This is a genomic window from Pseudomonas sp. UW4, from assembly GCF_000316175.1.
Lineage (GTDB): Bacteria > Pseudomonadota > Gammaproteobacteria > Pseudomonadales > Pseudomonadaceae > Aquipseudomonas > Aquipseudomonas laurylsulfatiphila.
In genome coordinates, this window is sequence record NC_019670.1 from 4,457,252 (window position 1) to 4,477,135 (window position 19,884).

At 61.6% G+C, this 19,884-nt stretch carries 21 protein-coding genes; all 21 read right to left on the minus strand.

What is annotated here, in order from left to right; genetic code table 11:
* Nucleotides 1-30 precede the first annotated feature (30 nt).
* On the minus strand, nucleotides 31-1,170 hold the full coding sequence (gene flhB, locus PPUTUW4_RS19605; RefSeq protein WP_015096236.1) for a flagellar biosynthesis protein FlhB: 1,140 nt from the start codon (nucleotides 1,168-1,170) through the stop codon (nucleotides 31-33).
* Nucleotides 1,171-1,173: 3 nt separating this feature from the next.
* Complete coding sequence (gene fliR / locus PPUTUW4_RS19610) at nucleotides 1,174-1,956, minus strand: flagellar biosynthetic protein FliR (protein WP_015096237.1); 783 nt, start codon at nucleotides 1,954-1,956, stop codon at nucleotides 1,174-1,176.
* A 3-nt stretch (nucleotides 1,957-1,959) separates the two neighbouring features.
* Complete coding sequence (fliQ, locus tag PPUTUW4_RS19615) at nucleotides 1,960-2,229, minus strand: flagellar biosynthesis protein FliQ (RefSeq protein ID WP_015096238.1); 270 nt, start codon at nucleotides 2,227-2,229, stop codon at nucleotides 1,960-1,962.
* On the minus strand, nucleotides 2,226-2,984 hold the full coding sequence (fliP, locus tag PPUTUW4_RS19620) for a flagellar type III secretion system pore protein FliP (protein ID WP_015096239.1): 759 nt from the start codon (nucleotides 2,982-2,984) through the stop codon (nucleotides 2,226-2,228). Before fliP ends, fliQ begins: the two co-directional genes overlap by 4 nt.
* A complete protein-coding gene (gene fliO / locus PPUTUW4_RS19625) occupies nucleotides 2,984-3,439 on the minus strand; it encodes a flagellar biosynthetic protein FliO (protein WP_041474932.1) in 456 nt (151 codons plus the stop codon). The genes fliP and fliO overlap by 1 nt, the downstream gene beginning before the upstream one ends.
* Nucleotides 3,440-3,886, minus strand: coding sequence for a flagellar motor switch protein FliN (gene fliN / locus PPUTUW4_RS19630; protein WP_015096241.1), 447 nt, complete (start codon nucleotides 3,884-3,886; stop codon nucleotides 3,440-3,442). It abuts the gene before it with no gap.
* A 66-nt stretch (nucleotides 3,887-3,952) separates the two neighbouring features.
* The gene (gene fliM / locus PPUTUW4_RS19635; protein WP_015096242.1) at nucleotides 3,953-4,921 is read right to left on the minus strand and encodes a flagellar motor switch protein FliM; all 969 of its coding nucleotides are present in this window, start codon (nucleotides 4,919-4,921) and stop codon (nucleotides 3,953-3,955) included.
* A gap of 9 nt (nucleotides 4,922-4,930) precedes the next feature.
* The gene (gene fliL, locus PPUTUW4_RS19640) at nucleotides 4,931-5,434 is read right to left on the minus strand and encodes a flagellar basal body-associated protein FliL (RefSeq protein WP_015096243.1); all 504 of its coding nucleotides are present in this window, start codon (nucleotides 5,432-5,434) and stop codon (nucleotides 4,931-4,933) included.
* A 238-nt stretch (nucleotides 5,435-5,672) separates the two neighbouring features.
* Nucleotides 5,673-7,019: a flagellar hook-length control protein FliK gene (locus tag PPUTUW4_RS19645; protein ID WP_015096244.1), complete on the minus strand. Its 1,347-nt coding sequence runs from the start codon at nucleotides 7,017-7,019 to the stop codon at nucleotides 5,673-5,675.
* A 100-nt stretch (nucleotides 7,020-7,119) separates the two neighbouring features.
* Nucleotides 7,120-7,470, minus strand: coding sequence for an Hpt domain-containing protein (locus PPUTUW4_RS19650; protein ID WP_015096245.1), 351 nt, complete (start codon nucleotides 7,468-7,470; stop codon nucleotides 7,120-7,122).
* Between the two features lie 30 nt (nucleotides 7,471-7,500).
* A complete protein-coding gene (locus PPUTUW4_RS19655; RefSeq protein WP_015096246.1) occupies nucleotides 7,501-9,207 on the minus strand; it encodes a fused response regulator/phosphatase in 1,707 nt (568 codons plus the stop codon).
* Between the two features lie 5 nt (nucleotides 9,208-9,212).
* On the minus strand, nucleotides 9,213-9,512 hold the full coding sequence (locus PPUTUW4_RS19660; protein WP_015096247.1) for an STAS domain-containing protein: 300 nt from the start codon (nucleotides 9,510-9,512) through the stop codon (nucleotides 9,213-9,215).
* Nucleotides 9,513-9,649: 137 nt separating this feature from the next.
* On the minus strand, nucleotides 9,650-10,099 hold the full coding sequence (gene fliJ / locus PPUTUW4_RS19665) for a flagellar export protein FliJ (RefSeq protein ID WP_015096248.1): 450 nt from the start codon (nucleotides 10,097-10,099) through the stop codon (nucleotides 9,650-9,652).
* A 6-nt stretch (nucleotides 10,100-10,105) separates the two neighbouring features.
* Nucleotides 10,106-11,464: a flagellar protein export ATPase FliI gene (gene fliI / locus PPUTUW4_RS19670; RefSeq protein WP_015096249.1), complete on the minus strand. Its 1,359-nt coding sequence runs from the start codon at nucleotides 11,462-11,464 to the stop codon at nucleotides 10,106-10,108.
* Nucleotides 11,454-12,251 carry a flagellar assembly protein FliH gene (gene fliH / locus PPUTUW4_RS19675; protein WP_015096250.1) on the minus strand — a complete coding sequence of 266 codons (798 nt, stop codon included), beginning with the start codon at nucleotides 12,249-12,251 and terminating at the stop codon, nucleotides 11,454-11,456. The genes fliI and fliH overlap by 11 nt, the downstream gene beginning before the upstream one ends.
* Before the next feature lie 4 nt (nucleotides 12,252-12,255).
* The gene (fliG, locus tag PPUTUW4_RS19680) at nucleotides 12,256-13,275 is read right to left on the minus strand and encodes a flagellar motor switch protein FliG (RefSeq protein WP_007983391.1); all 1,020 of its coding nucleotides are present in this window, start codon (nucleotides 13,273-13,275) and stop codon (nucleotides 12,256-12,258) included.
* On the minus strand, nucleotides 13,268-15,055 hold the full coding sequence (fliF, locus tag PPUTUW4_RS19685; RefSeq protein ID WP_015096251.1) for a flagellar basal-body MS-ring/collar protein FliF: 1,788 nt from the start codon (nucleotides 15,053-15,055) through the stop codon (nucleotides 13,268-13,270). Before fliF ends, fliG begins: the two co-directional genes overlap by 8 nt.
* A 16-nt stretch (nucleotides 15,056-15,071) precedes the next feature.
* The gene (fliE, locus tag PPUTUW4_RS19690) at nucleotides 15,072-15,398 is read right to left on the minus strand and encodes a flagellar hook-basal body complex protein FliE (RefSeq protein WP_008021337.1); all 327 of its coding nucleotides are present in this window, start codon (nucleotides 15,396-15,398) and stop codon (nucleotides 15,072-15,074) included.
* Nucleotides 15,399-15,648: 250 nt separating this feature from the next.
* Nucleotides 15,649-17,028, minus strand: coding sequence for a sigma-54 dependent transcriptional regulator (locus PPUTUW4_RS19695; RefSeq protein WP_015096252.1), 1,380 nt, complete (start codon nucleotides 17,026-17,028; stop codon nucleotides 15,649-15,651).
* Between the two features lie 5 nt (nucleotides 17,029-17,033).
* On the minus strand, nucleotides 17,034-18,239 hold the full coding sequence (locus PPUTUW4_RS19700) for an ATP-binding protein (protein WP_162139266.1): 1,206 nt from the start codon (nucleotides 18,237-18,239) through the stop codon (nucleotides 17,034-17,036).
* A 128-nt stretch (nucleotides 18,240-18,367) separates the two neighbouring features.
* Nucleotides 18,368-19,843, minus strand: a complete 1,476-nt coding sequence (locus PPUTUW4_RS19705) for a sigma-54 dependent transcriptional regulator (protein ID WP_015096254.1) — start codon at nucleotides 19,841-19,843, stop codon at nucleotides 18,368-18,370.
* Between the last annotated feature and the right edge of the window lie 41 nt (nucleotides 19,844-19,884).

The window sequence follows — 19,884 nt, forward strand, 5'->3', positions numbered from 1 at the left end:
GTTATCGCCGAACCTGTGGGAGCGCTAGACTCAGGAATCGCGGCGCAAATCCGGCGGAATCGGCAGGTCATCCTTGAGCGGATCCGGTCGTTTGCCCTTGCCCGCCCGGTACTGTCGAATCTGATAGACGTAGGCCAGTACCTGCGCGACCGCCAGATACAGCCCGCCGGGGATTTCCTGCTCCAGTTCGGTGGAGTAATAAATCGAGCGCGCCAGCGCCGGTGACTCCAGCAGCAGGATCTCGTTGGCCGCGGCGATCTCGCGGATCTTCAGGGCCAGGAAGTCACTGCCCTTGGCCAGCAGCACCGGGGCACTGCCCTTCTCCGGGTCGTACTTGAGCGCCACGGCGTAGTGCGTCGGGTTGGTGATGACCACGTCAGCCTCGGGAATGGCGGCCATCATCCGCCGCTGGGACATCTCACGCTGCAACTGTCGAATCCGCTGCTTGACCTCCGGCCGCCCCTCCTGATCCTTGTGCTCGTCGCGCACTTCCTGCTTGGTCATCAGCAGTTTCTTGTGGCTTTCCCAGAGCTGCACCGGCACATCTACCGCAGCGATGAGGATCAGCCCGCACGCCATCCACAAGGTGCTCCAGCCCACCACTTGCAGGCTGTGGATGATTGCCATGTCCAGGGGTTCATGGGCGATACGCAGCAGGTCGTCGATGTCCGACGACAACACCGCCAGCGCTACGAACAGGATGATGATGAACTTGGCCAGGGCCTTGAGCAGCTCGACCAGCGCCTTGGTCGAGAACATGCGCTTGAGGCCGGGACCGGGGTTCAAACGGCTGAACTTGGGCGCCATGGAGCTTGCCGCGAACAGCCAGCCCCCCAGGGAAATCGGACCGATGATGGCCGCCAGCACCAAGGTGATCATCACTGGCTGGATCGACCACAGGGCAATCTGTCCCGAGCGCATCAGGTAGTTGGCCATGGAGCGCTGATCCAGAATCACCTCCCGCGGCAGCGAGAAATTGAAGCGCATCAGCTCCATCATGTCCTGCGCCATGGCGCCGCCAAAAATCAGCAACGCCGAGGCACCGACCAGCATGATCGCCAGGGTGTTGAGTTCCTTGGACCGCGCTATCTCACCCTTTTCACGGGAGTCTTGCTTGCGCTTCTCCGTGGGGTCTTCTGTTTTGTCCTGACCGCTTTCGCTCTCAGCCATGACTCAGCTCGCCCGCGCCATTTCGCGTAACAACTGCAAGGCCTCGGTGGCCAGCGGTTGATACTGATTGAGAATGTCCGCCAACCCGACCCAGACGATAAACAAGCCAAGCACCAGGATCAGCGGGAAGCCGACCGAGAAAATATTGAGTTGCGGCGCCGCCCGGGTCATGACGCCAAACGCGATGTTGACCACCAGCAGCGCGGTGACCGCCGGCAACACCAGCAACAACGCCGAACCGAGCACCCAGCCGAGCTTTCCGGCCAGCTCCCAGTAATGGTTGACCATCAGGCCGCCACCCACCGGCAACGTGGTGAAGCTCTCGGTGAGGACCTCGAACACCACCAGATGGCCATTCATGGACAGGAACAGCAGCGTCACCAGCATGGTGAAAAATTGCCCGATCACCGCCGTCGAGACGCCGTTGGCCGGGTCGATCATCGAAGCGAAACCCATGCCCATCTGGATGGCGACAATTTGCCCGGCCACCACAAAGGCCTGGAAGAACAGTTGCAAGGAAAACCCCATCACCGCGCCGATGAGGATTTGCTCGGCGATCAGCAACAGCCCGCTCAGATCCAGGGGATTGACCGCCGGCATCGCTGGCAGCCCCGGCGCGATGACCACGGTAATGGCCAGCGCGAAATACAGGCGGATGCGCCGAGGCAGCAAGGTTGTGCCAAACACCGGCATGACCATCAGCAGGGAGCCGACGCGAAACAGCGGCAACATGAACGTCGCCACCCAGGTGCTGATCTGCGTATCGGTCAGCGCTAGCAGTGACATGATTTAGCCGATGACCTGAGGAATACTGCCGTACAGCTGCAGAATGTATTCCATGAAGGTCTGTACGAGCCAAGGCCCGCCGACGATCAGCGTCACCAGCATCACCAACAGGCGCGGCAAAAAGCTCAGGGTCTGTTCGTTGATCTGGGTGGCGGCCTGGAACATCGCCACCAACAACCCCACCAGCAGGCTAGGAATCACCAGCACGGCAACCATCATGGTGGTCAACCACAGGGCTTCGCGGAAAATGTCTACGGCGACTTCAGGGGTCATGGCGAGACACCGCCAAAGCTGCTGGCCAGGGTGCCGATGATCAGCGCCCAGCCATCCACCAGCACGAACAACATGATCTTGAACGGCAGGGAAATGATCAGCGGCGAGAGCATCATCATACCCATGGCCATCAGCACACTGGCCACGACCAGGTCGATGATCAGAAACGGAATGAAGATCATGAAGCCGATCTGGAACGCCGTTTTCAGCTCGGAGGTCACGAAGGCCGGTACCAGGATGGTCAACGGCGCCTGATCCGGTGTCGCGATGTCAGTGCGCTTGGACAGGCGCATGAACAGCTCAAGGTCGCTGGTGCGGGTCTGGGCGAGCATGAAATTCTTGATCGGCACCTGCGCCTTGGCGACCGCATCCTGGGCCGTCAGTTTTTCCGCCAGATAGGGCTGCAAGGCATCCTGGTTCACCCGGTCGAACACCGGCGCCATGATGAACAGGGTCAGGAACAGCGCCATGCCGGTGAGAATCTGGTTCGACGGCGTCTGCTGCAGACCCAGGGCCTGGCGCAGGATCGAGAAGACAATGATGATCCGGGTGAAGCTGGTCATCAGCATGACAAACGCCGGGATAAAACTCAGCGCGGTCATGATCAACAGGATTTGCAGGCTGACCGAGTATTCCTGTGCACCCTGCGCATTGGTGCCCAGGGTGATGGCCGGGATCGACAGCGGATCGGCGGCGAATGCCAGCGGTGCGGCCAGCATCAGGGCCAGCGTCAAAACGATGCGTAGCGCACCCATTACTTCTTATCCTTCTGATCTTTACCCAGCATCTCGAGCAGGCGCTGCGCAAACTCCGGCGTCGGCTTCTCGGTGCTGGGCACCTGCACCGGCTCCTTGAGGACGTGCAGCGCAGTGATGCTGCCTGGGCTCAGGCCAAGCAGAATCTGCTCGTTGCCGACCTGCACCAGCATCAGGCGGTCGCGAGGCCCCAGCGCGCGGGAGCCGACAATCTCGATCACCTGCCCCTTGCCGGCCGGACCGGCCTGCTGAACCCGACGCAGCAACCAGGCGAGGAAGAAGATCAACCCCAGCACCAGCAGCAAGCCGAACACCAACTGCGTCAGTTGCCCTGCCACACCACTGCTCACCGCTGGCGCAGCAGCCGTGGTCGCCGTAGCGACCGGCTCGGCCGCCAGCACGCTGAACGGCATGGCCAGCGCGCTCCCCAGCACAGCCCCGAAAAACTTTTTCACTCAGCGCAGCTTCTTGATGCGTTCGCTTGGGCTGATCACGTCCGTCAGGCGGATGCCGAACTTCTCGTTGACCACCACCACTTCGCCGTGGGCGATGAGCGTGCCGTTGACCAGCACGTCCAGCGGCTCGCCGGCCAGGCGATCCAGCTCGATCACCGAGCCCTGGTTCAGTTGCAGCAGGTTGCGGATGTTGATGTCGGTGCTGCCCACTTCCATGGAAATCGACACCGGGATATCGAGGATCACGTCCAGGTTCGGGCCTTCGAGGCTCACCGGATCGTTGTTTTTCGGCACGCTGCCGAACTCTTCCATTGGCAGGCGGTTGGACGCGGAATTGCCGGAATCGGCGGCAAGCAATGCGTCGATGTCGGCCTGCCCGGCATCACCGGTTTCTTCCAGGGCCGCGGCCCACTCATCGGCCAGGGCCTGGTCGTCTTGCGTGTTCATAATGTCAGTGTCCTCGGCGAGCAAAAGTTCAGAATTCGGTTAATCGCGAATGGGTAGGAGCGCCGGTCAACGGCGCTCGATCGGCTCGATCACTTGCAACGCCAGGTTGCCCTTGTGCGAACCCATCTTGACCTTGAAGGCCGGTACGCCGTTGGCGCGCATGATCATTTCTTCCGGCATGTCGACCGGGATCACATCCCCCGGCTGCATGTGCAGGATGTCGCGCAGGCGCAGTTGACGACGGGCCACCGTCGCACCGATCGGCACGTCGACATCCAGCACGTCCTGGCGCAGGGCGTTGACCCAGCGCTCGTCCTGATCGTCGAGGTCCGACTGGAAGCCGGCGTCGAGCATTTCGCGCACCGGCTCGATCATCGAATACGGCATGGTCACGTGCAGGTCGCCACCACCGCCATCGAGTTCGATGTGGAAGGTCGACACCACAATGGCTTCGCTCGGGCCGACGATGTTGGCCATGGCCGGGTTCACTTCGGAGTTGATGTACTCGAAGTTGACTTCCATGATCGCTTGCCAGGCTTCCTTCAGATCGACGAACGCCTGCTCCAGCACCATGCGCACCACACGCAGTTCGGTCGGGGTGAATTCACGCCCTTCGATCTTGGCATGCCGGCCGTCGCCACCGAAGAAGTTGTCCACCAGCTTGAACACCAGCTTGGCGTCGAGGATGAACAGCGCGGTGCCGCGCAGGGGTTTGATCTTGACCAGGTTGAGACTGGTCGGCACGTACAGCGAGTGCACGTATTCGCCGAACTTCATCACCTGCACGCCGCCGACCGCTACGTCTGCCGAGCGACGCAGCATGTTGAACATGCTGATGCGGGTATAACGAGCGAAACGTTCGTTGATCATTTCCAGGGTCGGCATGCGTCCACGGACGATGCGATCCTGGCTGGTCAGGTCGTAGCTTTTGACGCTGCCGGGTTCGGCAGCGTTTTCGGTCTGTACCAGACCATCGTCGACGCCATGCAACAGCGCGTCGATCTCATCCTGGGACAGCAGGTCCTGCACGGCCATGTCGTGTTCCTACTGCAGTACGAAATTAGTGAAAAGCAACTGTTCGACCACCACTTTGCCGAGCTCTTTCTGCGCCACTTCCTGGACGCTGGCGGTGGCCTTCTGCCGCAGCATTTCCTGGCCGACCGGCGACGCGAGGGTCGCAAAGTCCTGGCCGGAGAACAGCATGACCAGGTTGTTGCGGATCACCGGCATGTGGACCTTGAGCGCCTCCAGATCCGCCGGGTTGCGCGCGAGCATGGTGATGCTCACCTGCATGTAGCGCTGGCGGCCGTTCTGGTTGAAGTTGGCCACGAAAGCCGGTGCCATCGGCTCGAAAATCGCTGGCTGCTTGCCGACGGGAGCGGCGTCCACCACGGCGGCGGCAGGCTTGTTCTGAGCGCTGTGCATGAAGTACCAGGTCGCGCCCACGGACACACCGATCGCCAGCAGCAGGGCCACCACGATCAGAATAATCAGCTTGAGTTTGCCTTTGGTTGCGGGGTCTTTTACTGCTGCGTCGCTCTTCGCCATGCCAATAATCCGTCACTATTCGGGGTTTCACAGTCGCACGGCAAGGCAAGAGCAAGTGTTATGCCAGAACGGTTGGAGGGGGATGGAGCGGTGGACTGCCAGCATTCCGAAGAACACGGCAAAACCACTGTGGGAGCGAGCCTGCTCGCGATAGCATTCTAACCGTCAACATTTCCATCGACTGTTACACCGCTTTCGCGAGCAGGCTCGCTCCCACAGGGATGGGTGACAAGCCCGATCAGGCGTAGTAATCGACCGCGCTGGAGCCGATCACACTGGTGGTATTGGCAGCCACTTCAGCGACGCCCGGCGTCAGGTCGTCATCCATGGAGTCGATACGGCCGCCGCTGGCGCTGGTCCGTCCGGTCTGACTTTGCCGGGCTTGTTCCTGCCCTTGTTGCGAACCACGGGACTGATCCGAAACGTTGACATCGACCTGCCCCATGCCCTGCTGCGCAAACATGTCGCGCAAGCGATGGACCTGGCTGTCAAGCGCCTCACGGACGGCAGGATGCGCACTCATGAACGTGACTTGGGTCTGCTGATCGGGAACCATGTTCACCCGAATGTCCAGACGCCCCAGTTCAGCGGGTTGCAACTGGATGTCCGCGGCCTTGAGGTTGGCGCTGGACAGGTACATGACCCGGTTCACCACCTCTTCGGTCCAGCCGCTCTGGTGCATGGCGATCGGCTGGTTTACCGGCAAGGCATTGGCGGTCTTCGGTGTGGCCGCCTGGGTCAGCGCGGCCAGACGGCTGGCGAAATCATCGACACGGGTGTCGCTGCCGGCAGATTTGAGATCCTTCAGGCCGTCGTCGATCAAGCCGCTGAAAGCCTTGTCGTCACCTTTGCCGGCACTGTCCTTGTCGGCCTGAACATCCAGCATGGTCGCCATACCGGCGGCAAAGTTTTGCGCCGACGTCAACTCACCGTCAGCTTGTGTTGGTGCCGCCTTTGGTTGCGCTTGACTGGAAGCCGACACGTGACCGCTCTGCTCCATCGCCAGGCGTAACGCCGGCAGGGCGTCGAGTGGATCGACCTCGGGATCGAAGTCGCCGTCAGCGCTGGCCGGCGCCGAAACGCTTGCAGCCGCGAGCGCCGCAGCAACCGGCGCTTCAACCGTTGGCTGCACCGCATCGGCTACGGCAGGCGTTGCTGGCGCTGACACCACTGGCTGTATGGCTTGCGGCAATGCGGGATCAAGCGCCGGATCGACCGGCGCGGCATCGACGACCTGAGCCGGCTCGGCCTCTGACGCATCTTCGCCGGCGGTCTTGTCGTCAGCCCGCACCGATTGGTCGGCAGGCAAGGATTTGCCGCCATCGGCAACCACCGGCTCCCCGGCGGCAGACTTATCGTCGCCAGCGTCCTTCTTCGCGCCAACACCGGAAGTCTTGTCACGATCAGGTTTGAGCGGAGCATCGGCCAACGCATTGGGCTTGCTTTGGGCCTGATTGGCGTAGACACGGGCGAAGCTTGCGGCCTTGTCCCCGGGCTCTGCGGCCACTGCCGGGGGATTGGCGCAGGCAGCCTGAGTCTTGGCCTGCCTGGAGGCCTGAAGCAGAATATTGGGGGTAACGGGCATGAAACGGTCTCCGCTGCACAGGGCTCGTAAGTACAGTTGGGTTAGATAACTGCAAAGGTCGAGCCAGTTTCACTCGATAGAGAACCAAAGCAGCGTTTGCTCAGATTTTCGCCGAGCAACGCTTTCGCTCTGCTTCGTAGAGAGGGCGGATATTGGCGAATTCGCGGTCGATTTTGCCGACCAGTTCCTGAACGGCCGCGCATGGCAAACTGGCGGCCTCATGCTCAAGCTGGCGGCAAAGTTCGGTCAGCCTGAGGGCGCCCATATTGCTGCTGCTGCCCTTGAAGCTATGGGCGGTTTCAGCGAGCCGTGCGGCACTGTCAGCCGCTCTCAGGACTTTCAGGCGCTCTTCGGAGTCCGCAAGAAAGATATCCAGCAGATCCGGATAACCCTCCTCCATCACTTCCCGCAATGCACTCAACGCGCTGCGATCCACATGTGTGTCGTCCACTTGCTCACTCCTTGATCAAGAATGCGCGGATTATGCCAGAGCCTCCCAGATAAACTCCACGCGTGCACTTCGACCATTGTCGGTCCAGCGGGCATTACGCCCCAACTGGCGGATCAGGTTGATCCCGCGTCCCGACAGGCGGATGGCGTCCAATGGCCTTTCCATCACCCGCTCGACATCGAACCCCTCGCCGCTGTCTTCGACCTGAATCGTCAGGCAACCGCCGTCGCCTGTCGGCGTCACCTGCAAATGGACCCGCACATAGCCTTCCTGCAGCTCGCCGAGCCGGGCATTGCGCTCTTGATAATACCGCGCAAAACCCGACGCATTGCGCTTGAGGCTCGAATCCAGCCCCAGCACGCCGTGTTCCAGCGCATTGGAATAGAGCTCCGCCAACACACTGTAGAGCGCACCGCTCTGAGCCCGAAGGCCATGCACCTCAAGCAGCAACTGCAACAGATAGGGCAAGGGATTGAATCGCTTGAGCGTGGCGGCGCGGAACTCGAAACTCACCGCCCAGTCCAGCGGGCACGACTGGCCGCTGTCGGAGTAGACCAATGCCGGTGGCGTGACCTGCTCCGGCTCCAGCAGGCTGATTTCGACCATGCTGACATCGTCGCGCGCTTGACCACCGAAATCGCGCAGCGCCTGCTCGATCTCTTCGAACAGCGCATCCGGCTGACGATTGGCGGCGAACACCTGCTGCAGTCGCTGCACGCCAAACAACTGTTCATTGGCGCCGCAGGTGTCGATCACCCCATCGGACAAGAGGAACACCCGATCCCCGAGCGCCATGGGAAACACTTCGGTGCGCTCGTCGAAGGATTCCGGGCTCAGCACCCCCAAAGGCAGGTGCCGCGCCGGCAGAGGGGTGCGCTCGCCACTGGCAATACGATGCAGGTAACCGTCGGGCATTCCACCGTTCCAGACCTCCACCAAACGACGCTGAAAGCTCAGGCACAGCATCGTGGCGCAGCAGAACATGTCCACCGGCAGGATGCGCTTGAGCTTGGCATTCATTTCACGCAGGATTTGCGCCAGGCCATAGCCTTTGGCGGTCATCCCGTAGAAGACTTCGGCCAGGGGCATGGCGCCCACGGCTGCCGGCAGACCGTGGCCGGTGAAGTCGCCCAGCAATACGTGCATGTCGCCGGCCGGGGTGAACGCAGCCAGCAACAGGTCGCCGTTGAACAGCGCATAGGGTGATTGCAGATAACGGATATTCGGCGCGGCGTTCAGGCAGCCGGCGTGCGCCACCTTGTCGAAAACCGCCTTGGCCACACGCTGCTCGTTGAGCAGGTAGTCGTGGTGCCTGGCGATCTGGTCACGCTGCTGCAGAACGGTGTCCTGCAAGCGCCGCAAGCGATCCATCGCCTTGATCTTGGCCGCGAGAATCACCTGGTTATAGGGTTTCGCCAGAAAGTCGTCACCGCCGACCTCCAGACAACGGGCCAGCGCCTCGCTTTCGGACAAGGACGTGAGGAAGATGATCGGCACCAGGGTTTCCCCGGCCAGGGCCTTGATCTGCCGGGCCGCCTCGAAGCCGTCCATGACCGGCATCATCGCATCCATCAACACCAGGTGCGGATGTTGCTGGCGAAACGCTTCGACCGATTCGGCACCGTTGGCCGCCGTCAGCACTTCGTGCCCCTGGCGGCGCAGGATGCTCGCCAACAGCAGGCGATCGGCGGCGCTGTCCTCGGCAATCAGGATCGTCAGCGGCTCCAGTGGCTGCATGGCAATCAACTGATGTCGAACAGCTTGTCGAAGTTGGAGATGGCGAGGATTTTGCGCACGTCGGTACTGCTGTTGACCACGCGGATGTCGGAGTCATCGCCACCGGCGTGATCGCGCAGCAAAAGCAGCATGCCCAGGGCCGAGCTGTCGAGGTAAGTGGCGTCTTTCAGGTCGACCACAACCGCCGATAGCTGCTTATCTTCGTAGGACTGACGAAATTCCTGATGCTTGGCGAAATCGAAACGACCCTTGACCGAGATCGTCAGTTTTCGCCCATCGGGTGAGACTTCTGTAACAACTGGCATGTCATGGCTTCCTTGTCATTTGTAAACCTGCTGTACAAGGTTTAGCAGCTGGTAGAGGTTGGGGCAAGGCTGGAAATGGCGAAGATCCTGTGGGAGCGTGGCTTGCCCGCGATGAACGATAACGCGGTCCACCCGATTCAATACTGATCCTGCCGCGGCAAGCGCTGGGACAGTTCATCCAGCAATTTCTGTTCGCGCCGGTCTTCGAGCGCCCGTGCCTCATCGGCATAGCGCTGAACCAGCTTGCGCAGGCCTTCGACCCGGGCAAATGCCTGCTGCCAGGTTTCACGAGCCTTGTTCAGGTTGTTCTGATGCCAGGCCAGGCTTTGCCGCTGCTGGTCGATGGCAGTGCCCAGCTGCGCCAGGAAGCCCTGATAACCCAGCAGCCATTGGCCCGAGACGCCGCCACTGCCGCGCACTATCCATTGCTCCTGATAGTCGAGGCGGAAGGCTTCGAGGTCGGCGAGCTTGCTTTGCGCCAGACGAACCTGCCCTTGAAAGTGCCCCAGGCGCTGGACCGCGGTTTTCTCGGCCTTTTCGGCCATTTCCACCACCGGCGCAAGCCTGCCTGCCCGACTCTGGGCCATGACCGCTTACCCGCCCGCCGCGGGCGCGAAGATCGAGGCGAGATACGCTTCGCTTTCACCCAGGCTGATGCTGTCGTTGAGGCCCTGGCGCAGGTATTTGACCAATTGCGGTTGCAGGGAAATCGCCAGGTCGGTCTCACGATCGCCGCCGGCGACATAGGCGCCGACGCTGATCAGGTCGCGACTCTGTTGATAACGCGACCACAGCTGCTTGAAATATTGCGCACGAACCATGTGCTCGGGCGACACCACCGCCGGCATGACCCGGCTGATGGACGCTTCGATATCGATGGCCGGGTAATGCCCCTCCTCGGCCAGGCGCCGGGAGAGCACGATGTGCCCGTCGAGTACACCCCGTGCCGAGTCGGCAATCGGGTCCTGCTGGTCGTCGCCTTCGGACAGCACGGTGTAGAACGCGGTGATCGAACCGCCGCCCTTCTCTGCGTTACCGGCCCGCTCCACCAGTTTCGGTAGTTTGGCGAACACCGATGGCGGATAGCCCTTGGTCGCCGGTGGCTCGCCGATGGCCAGGGCGATTTCCCGCTGGGCCTGGGCGAAACGGGTCAGAGAGTCCATGAGCAACAGGACATTCTTGCCCTTGTCGCGGAAATATTCGGCGATGCGCGTGCAGTACATGGCGGCGCGCAGTCGCATCAGCGGCGCATCGTCCGCCGGGGACGCCACGACCACTGAACGCTTGAGTCCTTCTTCACCGAGAATGTGCTCGATGAATTCCTTGACCTCACGACCCCGCTCACCGATCAGACCGACGACGATAATGTCGGCCTCGGTAAAGCGCGTCATCATCCCCAGCAACACCGATTTACCGACACCGGTACCGGCGAACAGGCCGAGCCGCTGGCCGCGGCCGACCGTCAACATGCCGTTGATGCAACGGATGCCCACGTCCAGCGGTTCACTGATGGGCTCGCGCTTGAGCGGGTTGATGGTCGGGCCATCCATCGGCACCCAGTCTTCGGCCTTCATCCCGCCCTTGCCGTCCAGTGCACGACCGGCACCGTCGAGCACCCTTCCGAGCATGCTCATGCCCATGGGCAGGCGACCGTTGTCCGCCAACGGCACCACTCGGGCGCCGGGTGCGATGCCGGCGACACTGCCGACCGGCATCAGAAAGACTTTGCTGCCAGAGAAGCCCATGACCTCGGCTTCCACCTGCACCGGGTGATAGCTGTCGCCATTGATGACCATGCAGCGACTGCCCATGGCGGCGCGCAGGCCTTCGGCTTCGAGGGTCAGGCCGACCATGCGCAGCAGGCGGCCTTCGAGGATCGGTGCGCCCTCCAGTCCCGTGGCCTCGGCGTAGCTGCCCAGGCGCTTGGCGAAGCTGGTGCGTTCAAGGCGCATCAGGTGCATCCGGCTCTGGCGCGGCAGCAGGCTTGCTGTCGACCGGCAGTTCCAGGCTCAGGTCTGGCGCAGCCGGGTGCAGGGCCTGCTCGTGCAACTGGTCGAACAGCTTGTCCATCACCCGCGCGACACGGGTTTCCACCGTGGCATCGATGCGACTGTGCTCTGTTTCGACCCGGCAGCCGCCGGGCAACAGCGACTCGTCCTCGACGATCCGCCAGGTTTCTTCATGGCGCTCGCGCAGGGCTTTGACCTGTTCGAAATCCTGCGGGTTGATGTACAGCCGCACATTGCCCACGCCCAGCGGCAAGAGCTTCAGCGCATCGCGCATGACGTGTTCGATCTGCGTCGAGTCGATGGCCAGTTCGCGCTGGATCACCTGTCTGGTGATGTGCTGCACGAGGTCGACCAGGGACTTTTCGATCTGGGTGTCCTGTTCGGCGATGGGCTCGAACAGATGCGTCATCAATTGCTCCAGCGCCCCGATCTTGGCGGTCAGGGCCACTTCGGCCTCCTGGCGGACCTTGAGCGTGGTGCTGTGGAAACCTTCCTTCTCACCCACCGCGAAACCTTCGTTGTAGGCTTCCTGGCGAATGCTTTCGAGTTCTTCGAGGGTCAGTGGCTGGACTTCCTCCAGCGGCACTTCCTCCATTTCCGGCGGCTCGGGTTCAGGCTCAGGTTCCGGCTCGGGTTCCGGCGGGTCGAAACTGGGCAGCGCCCAGGTATCGAAGCCACTGACATCCCTGGCCCGGATCAGGTCAGTGGGTGCATCATCATTCTTGACCATGGTGTTAGATCATTTCCTCGCCGCCCTTGCCGCCGAGAACGATTTCTCCGGCTTCGGCCATACGGCGGGCGATGGTGAGGATTTCCTTCTGCGCGGTTTCCACGTCGCTGACGCGCACCGGGCCCTTGGCTTCCAGGTCGTCGCGCAACAGTTCGGCGGCACGCTTGGACATGTTCTTGAAGATCTTCTCCTTGACGCCTTCGTCCGACCCCTTGAGGGCCAGCACCAGCACATCGGAGGACACCTCGCGCAGCAGCGCCTGGATGCCGCGGTCGTCGACATCGGCCAGGTTGTTGAACACGAACATGAGGTCTTCGATCTGACCGGACAGGTCTTCGTCGACTTCGCGGATCGAATCCATGAGCTGGCCTTCGATCGAGCTGTCGAGGAAGTTCATGATGTCCGCCGCACGCTTGATGCCACCCAGGGTGGTGCGCGAGGCATTCGAGTTGCCGGAGAACTGCTTCTCGAGAATCTGGTTGAGTTCTTTAAGGGCCGCCGGTTGCACGGTGTTTAGCGAGGACACGCGCAGGATGATGTCCAGTCGCACCTTGTGGTCGAAGTTGCCGAGCACTTCGCCAGCCTGGTCCGGATCGAGGTAGGCCACCACGATCGCCTGGATCTGCGGGTGCTCATAACGGATCACGTCGGCGACGGCGCGCGGCTCCATCCACTTCAGGCTGTCGAGGCCACTGGTGTTGCCTCCGAGCAGGATGCGGTCGATAAGGCCGTTGGCCTTGTCTTCGCCCAGGGCCTGGGTGAGCATTTTGCGCACATAGTCGTCGGAACCGACGCCCAGGCTGGTCTGGTCGCCGACGATATCGACGAACTCGCTCATCACCTGCTCGACCTGCTCGCGGTGCACATTACCCATCTGGGCCATGGCCACGCCCACGCGCTGAACCTCTTTGGGGCCCATGTGGCGCAGCACCTGGGCCGCGTCGGTGGAGCCCAGGGACAGCAACAGGATCGCGGCTTTGTCGACCTTGGACAGTTTGGCGGCAACGGCTCGGTTATCACTCATCTGCGTTAATCCACTCTTTCACGACCTGGGCCACACGACCCGGGTCTTCTGCCACCAGACTCTTGATTGCGTTCAACTGAGCGTCATAACCTTCGCTCGGGCTCGGAAGCAGAATGCTGGTCGGGCCACCGAGGCTGACTCGGTCGTTGGCCAGTTCGCCATCCAGACCGCCCATGCCACCCAACTCGGCGTCGCTGCCGATACCGACCAGCTGCTTGCCTTTGCCACCACCGGTGATGTTGTTGAGCACCGGACGCAATACACCGAACACCAGCACCAGAATGAACAGCACACCCAGCACTTGCTTGACGATGTCCCAGAACCACGGCTGGGAGTAGAACGGAATATCGGCAATCACCTCACCGCGCTCGGCGGAGAACGGCATGTTGATCACACTGACGCTGTCGCCACGGCTGGCGTCGAAGCCGACCGCGTCCTGCACCAGACGGGTGAAGCGCGCCAATTCATCGGCGCTCCACGGCGCACGGGTGGTTTCGCCGTTGGCCGGGTTGATCTTGACCTGATCATCGACCACCACCGACACCGACAGGCGATTCAACCGGCCCTGCTGCTGTTTGGTGTGGCTGATGGAACGGTCGAGTTCGAAGTTCCTGGTCGATTGCTGACGCTTGTCCGCAGGGTACGGAGCAAGCATCGGCTGGCCGGTGGCCGGGTCCATGATTTGCTGGCCATTGGCATCAACCAGTGGCTGGCCTGGCTGCACCATTCCGGCTGCACCCGGCGTGGCGCCCGTGGTTTGCGGCGCGGAGGCCGGCGATGGCGGCTGGTTGCTCAAGGCACCCGGCACGCCCTGCGGACCATTGCTGGCGGTACGTTGTTCGTTGACCGACTGCTCGCTGCGCAACGCCGGTTGATCCGGATTGAACTGCTCGGAAGTCGACTCGACCGCACTGAAGTCCACGTCGGCGGACACTTCGGCTTTATAGCGATCGTTGCCCAGCACCGGCTGCAGGATGTTGTGCACGCGTTGGGTGAGCATGCTTTCCATGCGGCGGCTGTAGTCGAACTGCTTGCCGGCCATGGTCAGCTCAGAGTTCTCCGCCTGATCAGAAAGCAGGTTGCCCTTCTGGTCGACGACGGTGATCTGTGACTTGCTGAGTTCGGGAACGCTGGTCGCCACCAGGTTGATGATCGCCACGACCTGACCTGGCTCGAGGGAGCGACCGGAATAGAGTTCAACCAGCACCGAAGCGCTCGGCTTGCGCTCGTCGCGCACGAACACCGAACTCTTCGGAATCGCCAGGTGCACGCGGGCACCCTTGACGTTGTTCAGGCTGGAAATGGTGCGGGCCAGTTCGCCTTCGAGTCCGCGACGATAGCGGGTCGCTTCCATGAACTGGCTGGTGCCCAGCCCCTGTTCCTTGTCGAGGATTTCAAAACCGATGTTGCCGTCGCTGGGAGTGACACCAGCGCCCGCGAGCTTGAGCCGCGCACGGGACAGGTCCTCGGCCTTGACCAGCAAGGCACCGGAGTTGGGTTCGACGGTATACGGAATATCGGCGGAGGCCAGGGTATCCATGACCTGCTTGGCGTCCATGCCGGCAAGGCTGCCGTACAGAGGCCGGTAGTCCGGCTGCTGAGACCACAACACCACGGCAAAACCAATCGCCACGCTCGCTGCCAGACCGACCAACAGGCCCACCTGACGCAACATGGTCATCTCGGAGAGGTTTTCCAGGAAGGACAACCCGAACAGCGGCGGTTTGCCGTCTATTGGAGTGGCCTTGGCCGGAACATTATCGGCGACTGCTTCTGCCATGACTCAATCTCGTCCTTTAAACCGGCATCTGCATGATGTCTTGGTAGGCCTGAACCAGCTTGTTGCGCACCTGGGTCAACGCCTGGAATGACACACTGGCCTTCTGCGAGGAAATCATCACGTCTGTCAGGTCGACGCCGCTTTTGCCGATTTCGAAGGCGCTGGCCAACTGAGTGGAAGCCTGTTGGGTGTCGTTCACTTTATTGACGGCCTGGCCGAGCATGTCGGAAAAGCTGCTGCCCGCCACTTCAGGGACGGCAGTCGATTTCGGCGCAGACATGGCATCCATTTGCATGGCGCGCATATCCAGCATCAACCGATTGAATTCAATACCTTGGCTCATGGTTTCTCTCTTTGACGACCCGCAATTTTTTGACACTCACTCGGCGGGTTATGAGGTGTTAGCAACAAGGGTGCCAGCTCCATGGCCACTCCAAACAAAAGCTCTTTGGCCCGCAAATCACTGCAAAACACTGTGGGAGCGAGCCTGCTCGCGAAGAGGGAGTGTCAGTCGACATTCATGCACCTGACACACCGCCTTCGCGAGCAGGCTCGCTCCCACAGTTTTAGATCGGCGTTGCGTGCATCTACTTTCAGGTAGCGAACAGAAAGGCTTCCACATCCATGCCGGCATCGCGCATCTGCGCCAGCTTGTAGCGCAGGGTGCGCGGGCTGATCCCCAGGCGCTCGGCCGCCTCTTTGCGCCGACCGCGCTCGGCGCGCAGGGTATCGATGATCATCTGGAACTCACGGCGACGCAGGTCATCCCCCAGCGCACCGGCCGACTCGGACTCGACCTCCACAGGCCGCACCGGAACCGACACAGGCAACGGAGCGCAGGCCACCGGCCCGGCCAGACAGAAGTCCTGCGGCTGGATCAGACCGCCCTGCTGCAATATCAGCGCGCGCTGAATCGCGTTGTCCAGTTCACGCACGTTACCTGGCCACGGATAACCGATCAGGCACGCCTGAGCCTCGGGCGACAACCTGGCAGTCGAATGCTTCATTTTGTTGACGTGCCTGGCCAACAGACGCTCAGCCAACGGCAGAATGTCAGCGGTGCGCTCGCGCAGCGGACGCCAGGCCAGCGGAAACACCGACAGGCGATAATAGAGATCTTCGCGAAAGCGCCCCGCCGCCACTTCACCCGCCAGGTCGCGGTTGGTGGTTGCCACCACGCGAATATCCAGCGTGATCGGTTTACGCGCCCCCACCCTCTCGACCTCGCGCTCCTGCAGCACGCGCAGCAATTTGGCCTGCAGCCCCAGGGGCATTTCGGAAATTTCGTCGAGCAGCAGGGTGCCGCCGTCGGCCTGCTCGAACTTGCCGGCTTGCGCGGCAATGGCACCGGTAAAGGAACCCTTCTCGTGACCGAACAACGTCGCTTCGAGCATGTTGTCCGGGATCGCGGCGCAGTTGATCGCAATGAACGGCTGACTGGCCCGATGAGAATGCTGATGGATGTAACGCGCCAGCACCTCCTTGCCCGTGCCCGACTCACCCGAGATCAACACCGTGGAATCACTGCGCGCAACCCGCGCCGCCAGCTCGAGCAACTGCGCGCTCGCCGGCTCGAACGCTACCGGCCCCTCTCCTTCGGCCAGACCAAGACCGCCCAGGGCATGGCGTGCCACCAGATCGAGCAAAGCCTTGGGTTCGAATGGTTTGACCAGGTAGTCCGCCGCCCCCTGGCGCATCGCATCGACCGCACGCTCGACCGCACCGTGAGCCGTCATCAGCAACACCGGCAACTGCGGCTGCCGCGCTCGCAGCAGGCCCAGCAACTGGTGGCCGTCCATGCCTGGCATGTTGACGTCGCTGATCACCAGGCTGAAAGCCTCGCCGCCGACAACTGCCAGTGCCTCTTGCGCCGAGCCCACAGCCTTGTAATCGTGCCCCGCGAGCAACAGCGTATCAGCCAGTGCCTCGCGCAACGCACGGTCGTCCTCGACCAATAGAACCTTGATGCCCATCTCTGTCACTCCGCTCCCTGAGCGTTGCTGAACAGCGGCAGGATCACCTGCGCGCAAGTGCCGCGACCGAGCCGCGAACGCAGCTGCAATTCTCCCTGATGCGCACGGGCCACTGCCTTGACCACGGTCAGACCAAGACCTGTTCCCGTGGTCTTGGTGGTAAAAAAGGGTTCGCCCAATCGCGCCAGAACCGCGGCATCGATACCCGAACCGCTGTCACTGACACACAGGCGCAGGGTGTTGCCGCGGGTGTAGAGGTGAATCTTCAGGCGCAGTTGACCGGCACCGGCCTGAATGGCGTTTTCGATCAGGTTGAGGATCGCGCCGACAAGGGTGTCGCGATTGCACAGCAACTCCCCCGAATGACTGTCGCACTGCCAGCGGATCGGCAGATCCTGCACGTGGGTCAGTGCGGCCGCCTGCAGCGATTGCATCAGTTGGCCAGGGGTTACGCGGTCGGTCAGCGGCAACTCACCACGAGCAAACACCAGCATGTCGCGCACCTGGTGCTCGAGCTCGTGCAGGCGCTCCTTGAGACGCCCGGCAAAGCGCTGCTGGGTAGCGACCGGCAACGCTTGCTCGGCCAAATGACTGGCGTACAGCAACGCAGCGGACAGCGGCGTGCGTATCTGATGAGCCAGGGAAGCAACCATGCGCCCCAACGACGACAGACGCTCATGCCGAGCCAATTGATCCTGCAGATGGCGGGTTTCAGTAAGGTCATTGAGCAACACCAACTGGCCAGGCTCGGCGTCCAGCGAGCGCGTGGCGATCGACAGACGCCGGCCATCCTTAAGGGAGACCTCATGGCCATCGTCTTCGCGCGGCGCAAAGCAGCGGGCAATGACGTGGCGCCACAATTCACCTTCCAGCGGCAGGCCCAGCAACTCGCACGCCGCCGGATTGGCCTCGCGCACGATGCCCTGGGCGTCGATGACGATGACACCGCCGGGTAACAGATCAAGGAGATTTTGCAGGCGGTTGGCCAGGCGTTCTTTTTCCGCCAGCTCCTGCATGCGCTGGGCGCTGACCACCGCCAGCTCACCCTTGAGCTCGGTGACCCGGGCTTCAAGCATGCTGTAGGAATCGGTCAACTGACTGGACATCTGATTGAACAGCGCGAATGCCTGCTCAAGGCCCAGACGGCTCGCCTGCTCTACGGACGACGGTTGCCGCGAAGCATCCCCAAAAGCATCTGAGGCAGGAGATATCTGGGCGGATGGGGGCATGGTGCTCTCTCGCTTGGCTGACCGTCAGTGAAACGGAACGTTGCGAGGAACGAAGCAATACCCATGCCTAAAAAAAACTTCTTATAAATGAATGGCTTGAAAAACAGGCGTCAATCATCCGCCTGTTCGTCTCCATCACGACGACTCATGCCGTACTTGCGCATCTTTTCCACCAGCGTGGTACGACGAATACGCAGACGCTCGGCCGCGCGGGCCACGATGCCGTTGGCATCATCCAGCGCTTGCTGAATCAACCCTTGCTCCAGTCCACCGAGGTAGTCCTTCAGGTCCAGGCCCTCCGGCGGCAACATGGCGCTGGCGGTGAAGTCCTGGGTATGGCCGTTGATGGCCACGCGCTCTTCCAGATCAGTGCGCAGGCTGTCGACCATTTGCTCGTCTTCATCGTCGACGTAGCGGAATTTCTTCGGCAACTCGACCACGCCGATCACGCCATATGGATGCATGATCGCCATGCGCTCCACCAGGTTGGCCAGTTCGCGGACGTTGCCCGGCCAGCCATGCCGGCACAGCGACATGATCGCCGCCGAGTTGAAACGGATCGAACCGCGCTTCTCGTGCTCCATGCGCGAGATCAGCTCGTTCATCAGCAGCGGAATATCCTCGACGCGCTCTCGCAGCGGCGCCATCTCGATCGGGAACACATTCAGGCGGTAGTACAGGTCTTCGCGGAAGGTGCCAATCTCGATCATGCTTTCGAGATTCTTGTGGGTCGCGGCAATGATGCGCACGTCGACGCTCTGGGTCTTGTTGCTGCCCACTCGCTCGAAGGTGCGCTCCTGCAATACGCGCAGCAGCTTGACCTGCATCGGCAGCGGCATGTCACCGATTTCATCGAGGAACAGGGTGCCGCCATTGGCCAGCTCGAATCGACCGGCACGGCTGGTGATTGCCCCGGTGAAGGCGCCCTTCTCATGACCGAACAATTCGCTTTCCAGCAACTCGGCCGGGATCGCCCCGCAGTTGACCGGCACGAACGGCGCTTCGCGGCGCTTGGAATGGTAATGCAGGTTGCGCGCAACCACTTCCTTGCCGGTGCCGGACTCACCGAGGATCAGCACGCTGGCATCGGTATCGGCGACTTGCTGCATCATCTGGCGGACGTGCTGGATCGCCCGGCTGGTGCCGACAAGACTGCGGAAAAGGTTGGGTTCGCGATGACGACCGCGCTCGCGGGCCTGGTCGTACATCTCGCGATAGACCTGGGCACGGTGCAGCGAGTCGAGCAGCTTGCTGTAGCTGGGCGGCATTTCGAGGGTCGAAAGCACCCGGCGACGCTGGTCCTCCGGCAGGTCAATGGAAGAATTATCGCCCATTAACAAAACCGGAAGGAACTCATCCCAGGTCGAGAGTGTCTTTAGCAAGCCCAGAAGTGTACCAGGAGCATTGACCGTCCCGATCAGGACACAGATTACTTCACGACTTGACGACAAAGAGCCGACAGCCTGCTGCCAGTCATGGCTACCGCAGGGTAAATTTTCTTCGCCGAGAAAATTTAAAATCACCGCCAGGTCGCGGCGGCGGACGCTATCGTCATCAATCAGCAGAATTTTGGTTTCACGCCACATGCAATAGCAACTTCCCTAGTCAACTCAATGCCCAAAATGCT

Bases quoted from the DNA above. Each gene is read 5' to 3' on its own strand.
- flhB (WP_015096236.1), bottom strand. From the start codon at position 1,170: ATGGCTGAGAGCGAAAGCGGTCAGGACAAAACAGAAGACCCCACGGAG.
- fliR (WP_015096237.1), bottom strand. From the start codon at position 1,956: ATGTCACTGCTAGCGCTGACCGATACGCAGATCAGCACCTGGGTGGCG.
- fliQ (WP_015096238.1), bottom strand. From the start codon at position 2,229: ATGACCCCTGAAGTCGCCGTAGACATTTTCCGCGAAGCCCTGTGGTTG.
- fliP (WP_015096239.1), bottom strand. From the start codon at position 2,984: ATGGGTGCGCTACGCATCGTTTTGACGCTGGCCCTGATGCTGGCCGCA.
- fliN (WP_015096241.1), bottom strand. From the start codon at position 3,886: ATGAACACGCAAGACGACCAGGCCCTGGCCGATGAGTGGGCCGCGGCC.
- fliM (WP_015096242.1), bottom strand. From the start codon at position 4,921: ATGGCCGTGCAGGACCTGCTGTCCCAGGATGAGATCGACGCGCTGTTG.
- fliL (WP_015096243.1), bottom strand. From the start codon at position 5,434: ATGGCGAAGAGCGACGCAGCAGTAAAAGACCCCGCAACCAAAGGCAAA.
- PPUTUW4_RS19645 (WP_015096244.1), bottom strand. From the start codon at position 7,019: ATGCCCGTTACCCCCAATATTCTGCTTCAGGCCTCCAGGCAGGCCAAG.
- PPUTUW4_RS19655 (WP_015096246.1), bottom strand. From the start codon at position 9,207: ATGCAGCCACTGGAGCCGCTGACGATCCTGATTGCCGAGGACAGCGCC.
- PPUTUW4_RS19660 (WP_015096247.1), bottom strand. From the start codon at position 9,512: ATGCCAGTTGTTACAGAAGTCTCACCCGATGGGCGAAAACTGACGATC.
- fliJ (WP_015096248.1), bottom strand. From the start codon at position 10,099: ATGGCCCAGAGTCGGGCAGGCAGGCTTGCGCCGGTGGTGGAAATGGCC.
- fliI (WP_015096249.1), bottom strand. From the start codon at position 11,464: ATGCGCCTTGAACGCACCAGCTTCGCCAAGCGCCTGGGCAGCTACGCC.
- fliH (WP_015096250.1), bottom strand. From the start codon at position 12,251: ATGGTCAAGAATGATGATGCACCCACTGACCTGATCCGGGCCAGGGAT.
- fliG (WP_007983391.1), bottom strand. From the start codon at position 13,275: ATGAGTGATAACCGAGCCGTTGCCGCCAAACTGTCCAAGGTCGACAAA.
- fliF (WP_015096251.1), bottom strand. From the start codon at position 15,055: ATGGCAGAAGCAGTCGCCGATAATGTTCCGGCCAAGGCCACTCCAATA.
- fliE (WP_008021337.1), bottom strand. From the start codon at position 15,398: ATGAGCCAAGGTATTGAATTCAATCGGTTGATGCTGGATATGCGCGCC.
- PPUTUW4_RS19695 (WP_015096252.1), bottom strand. From the start codon at position 17,028: ATGGGCATCAAGGTTCTATTGGTCGAGGACGACCGTGCGTTGCGCGAG.
- PPUTUW4_RS19705 (WP_015096254.1), bottom strand. From the start codon at position 19,843: ATGTGGCGTGAAACCAAAATTCTGCTGATTGATGACGATAGCGTCCGC.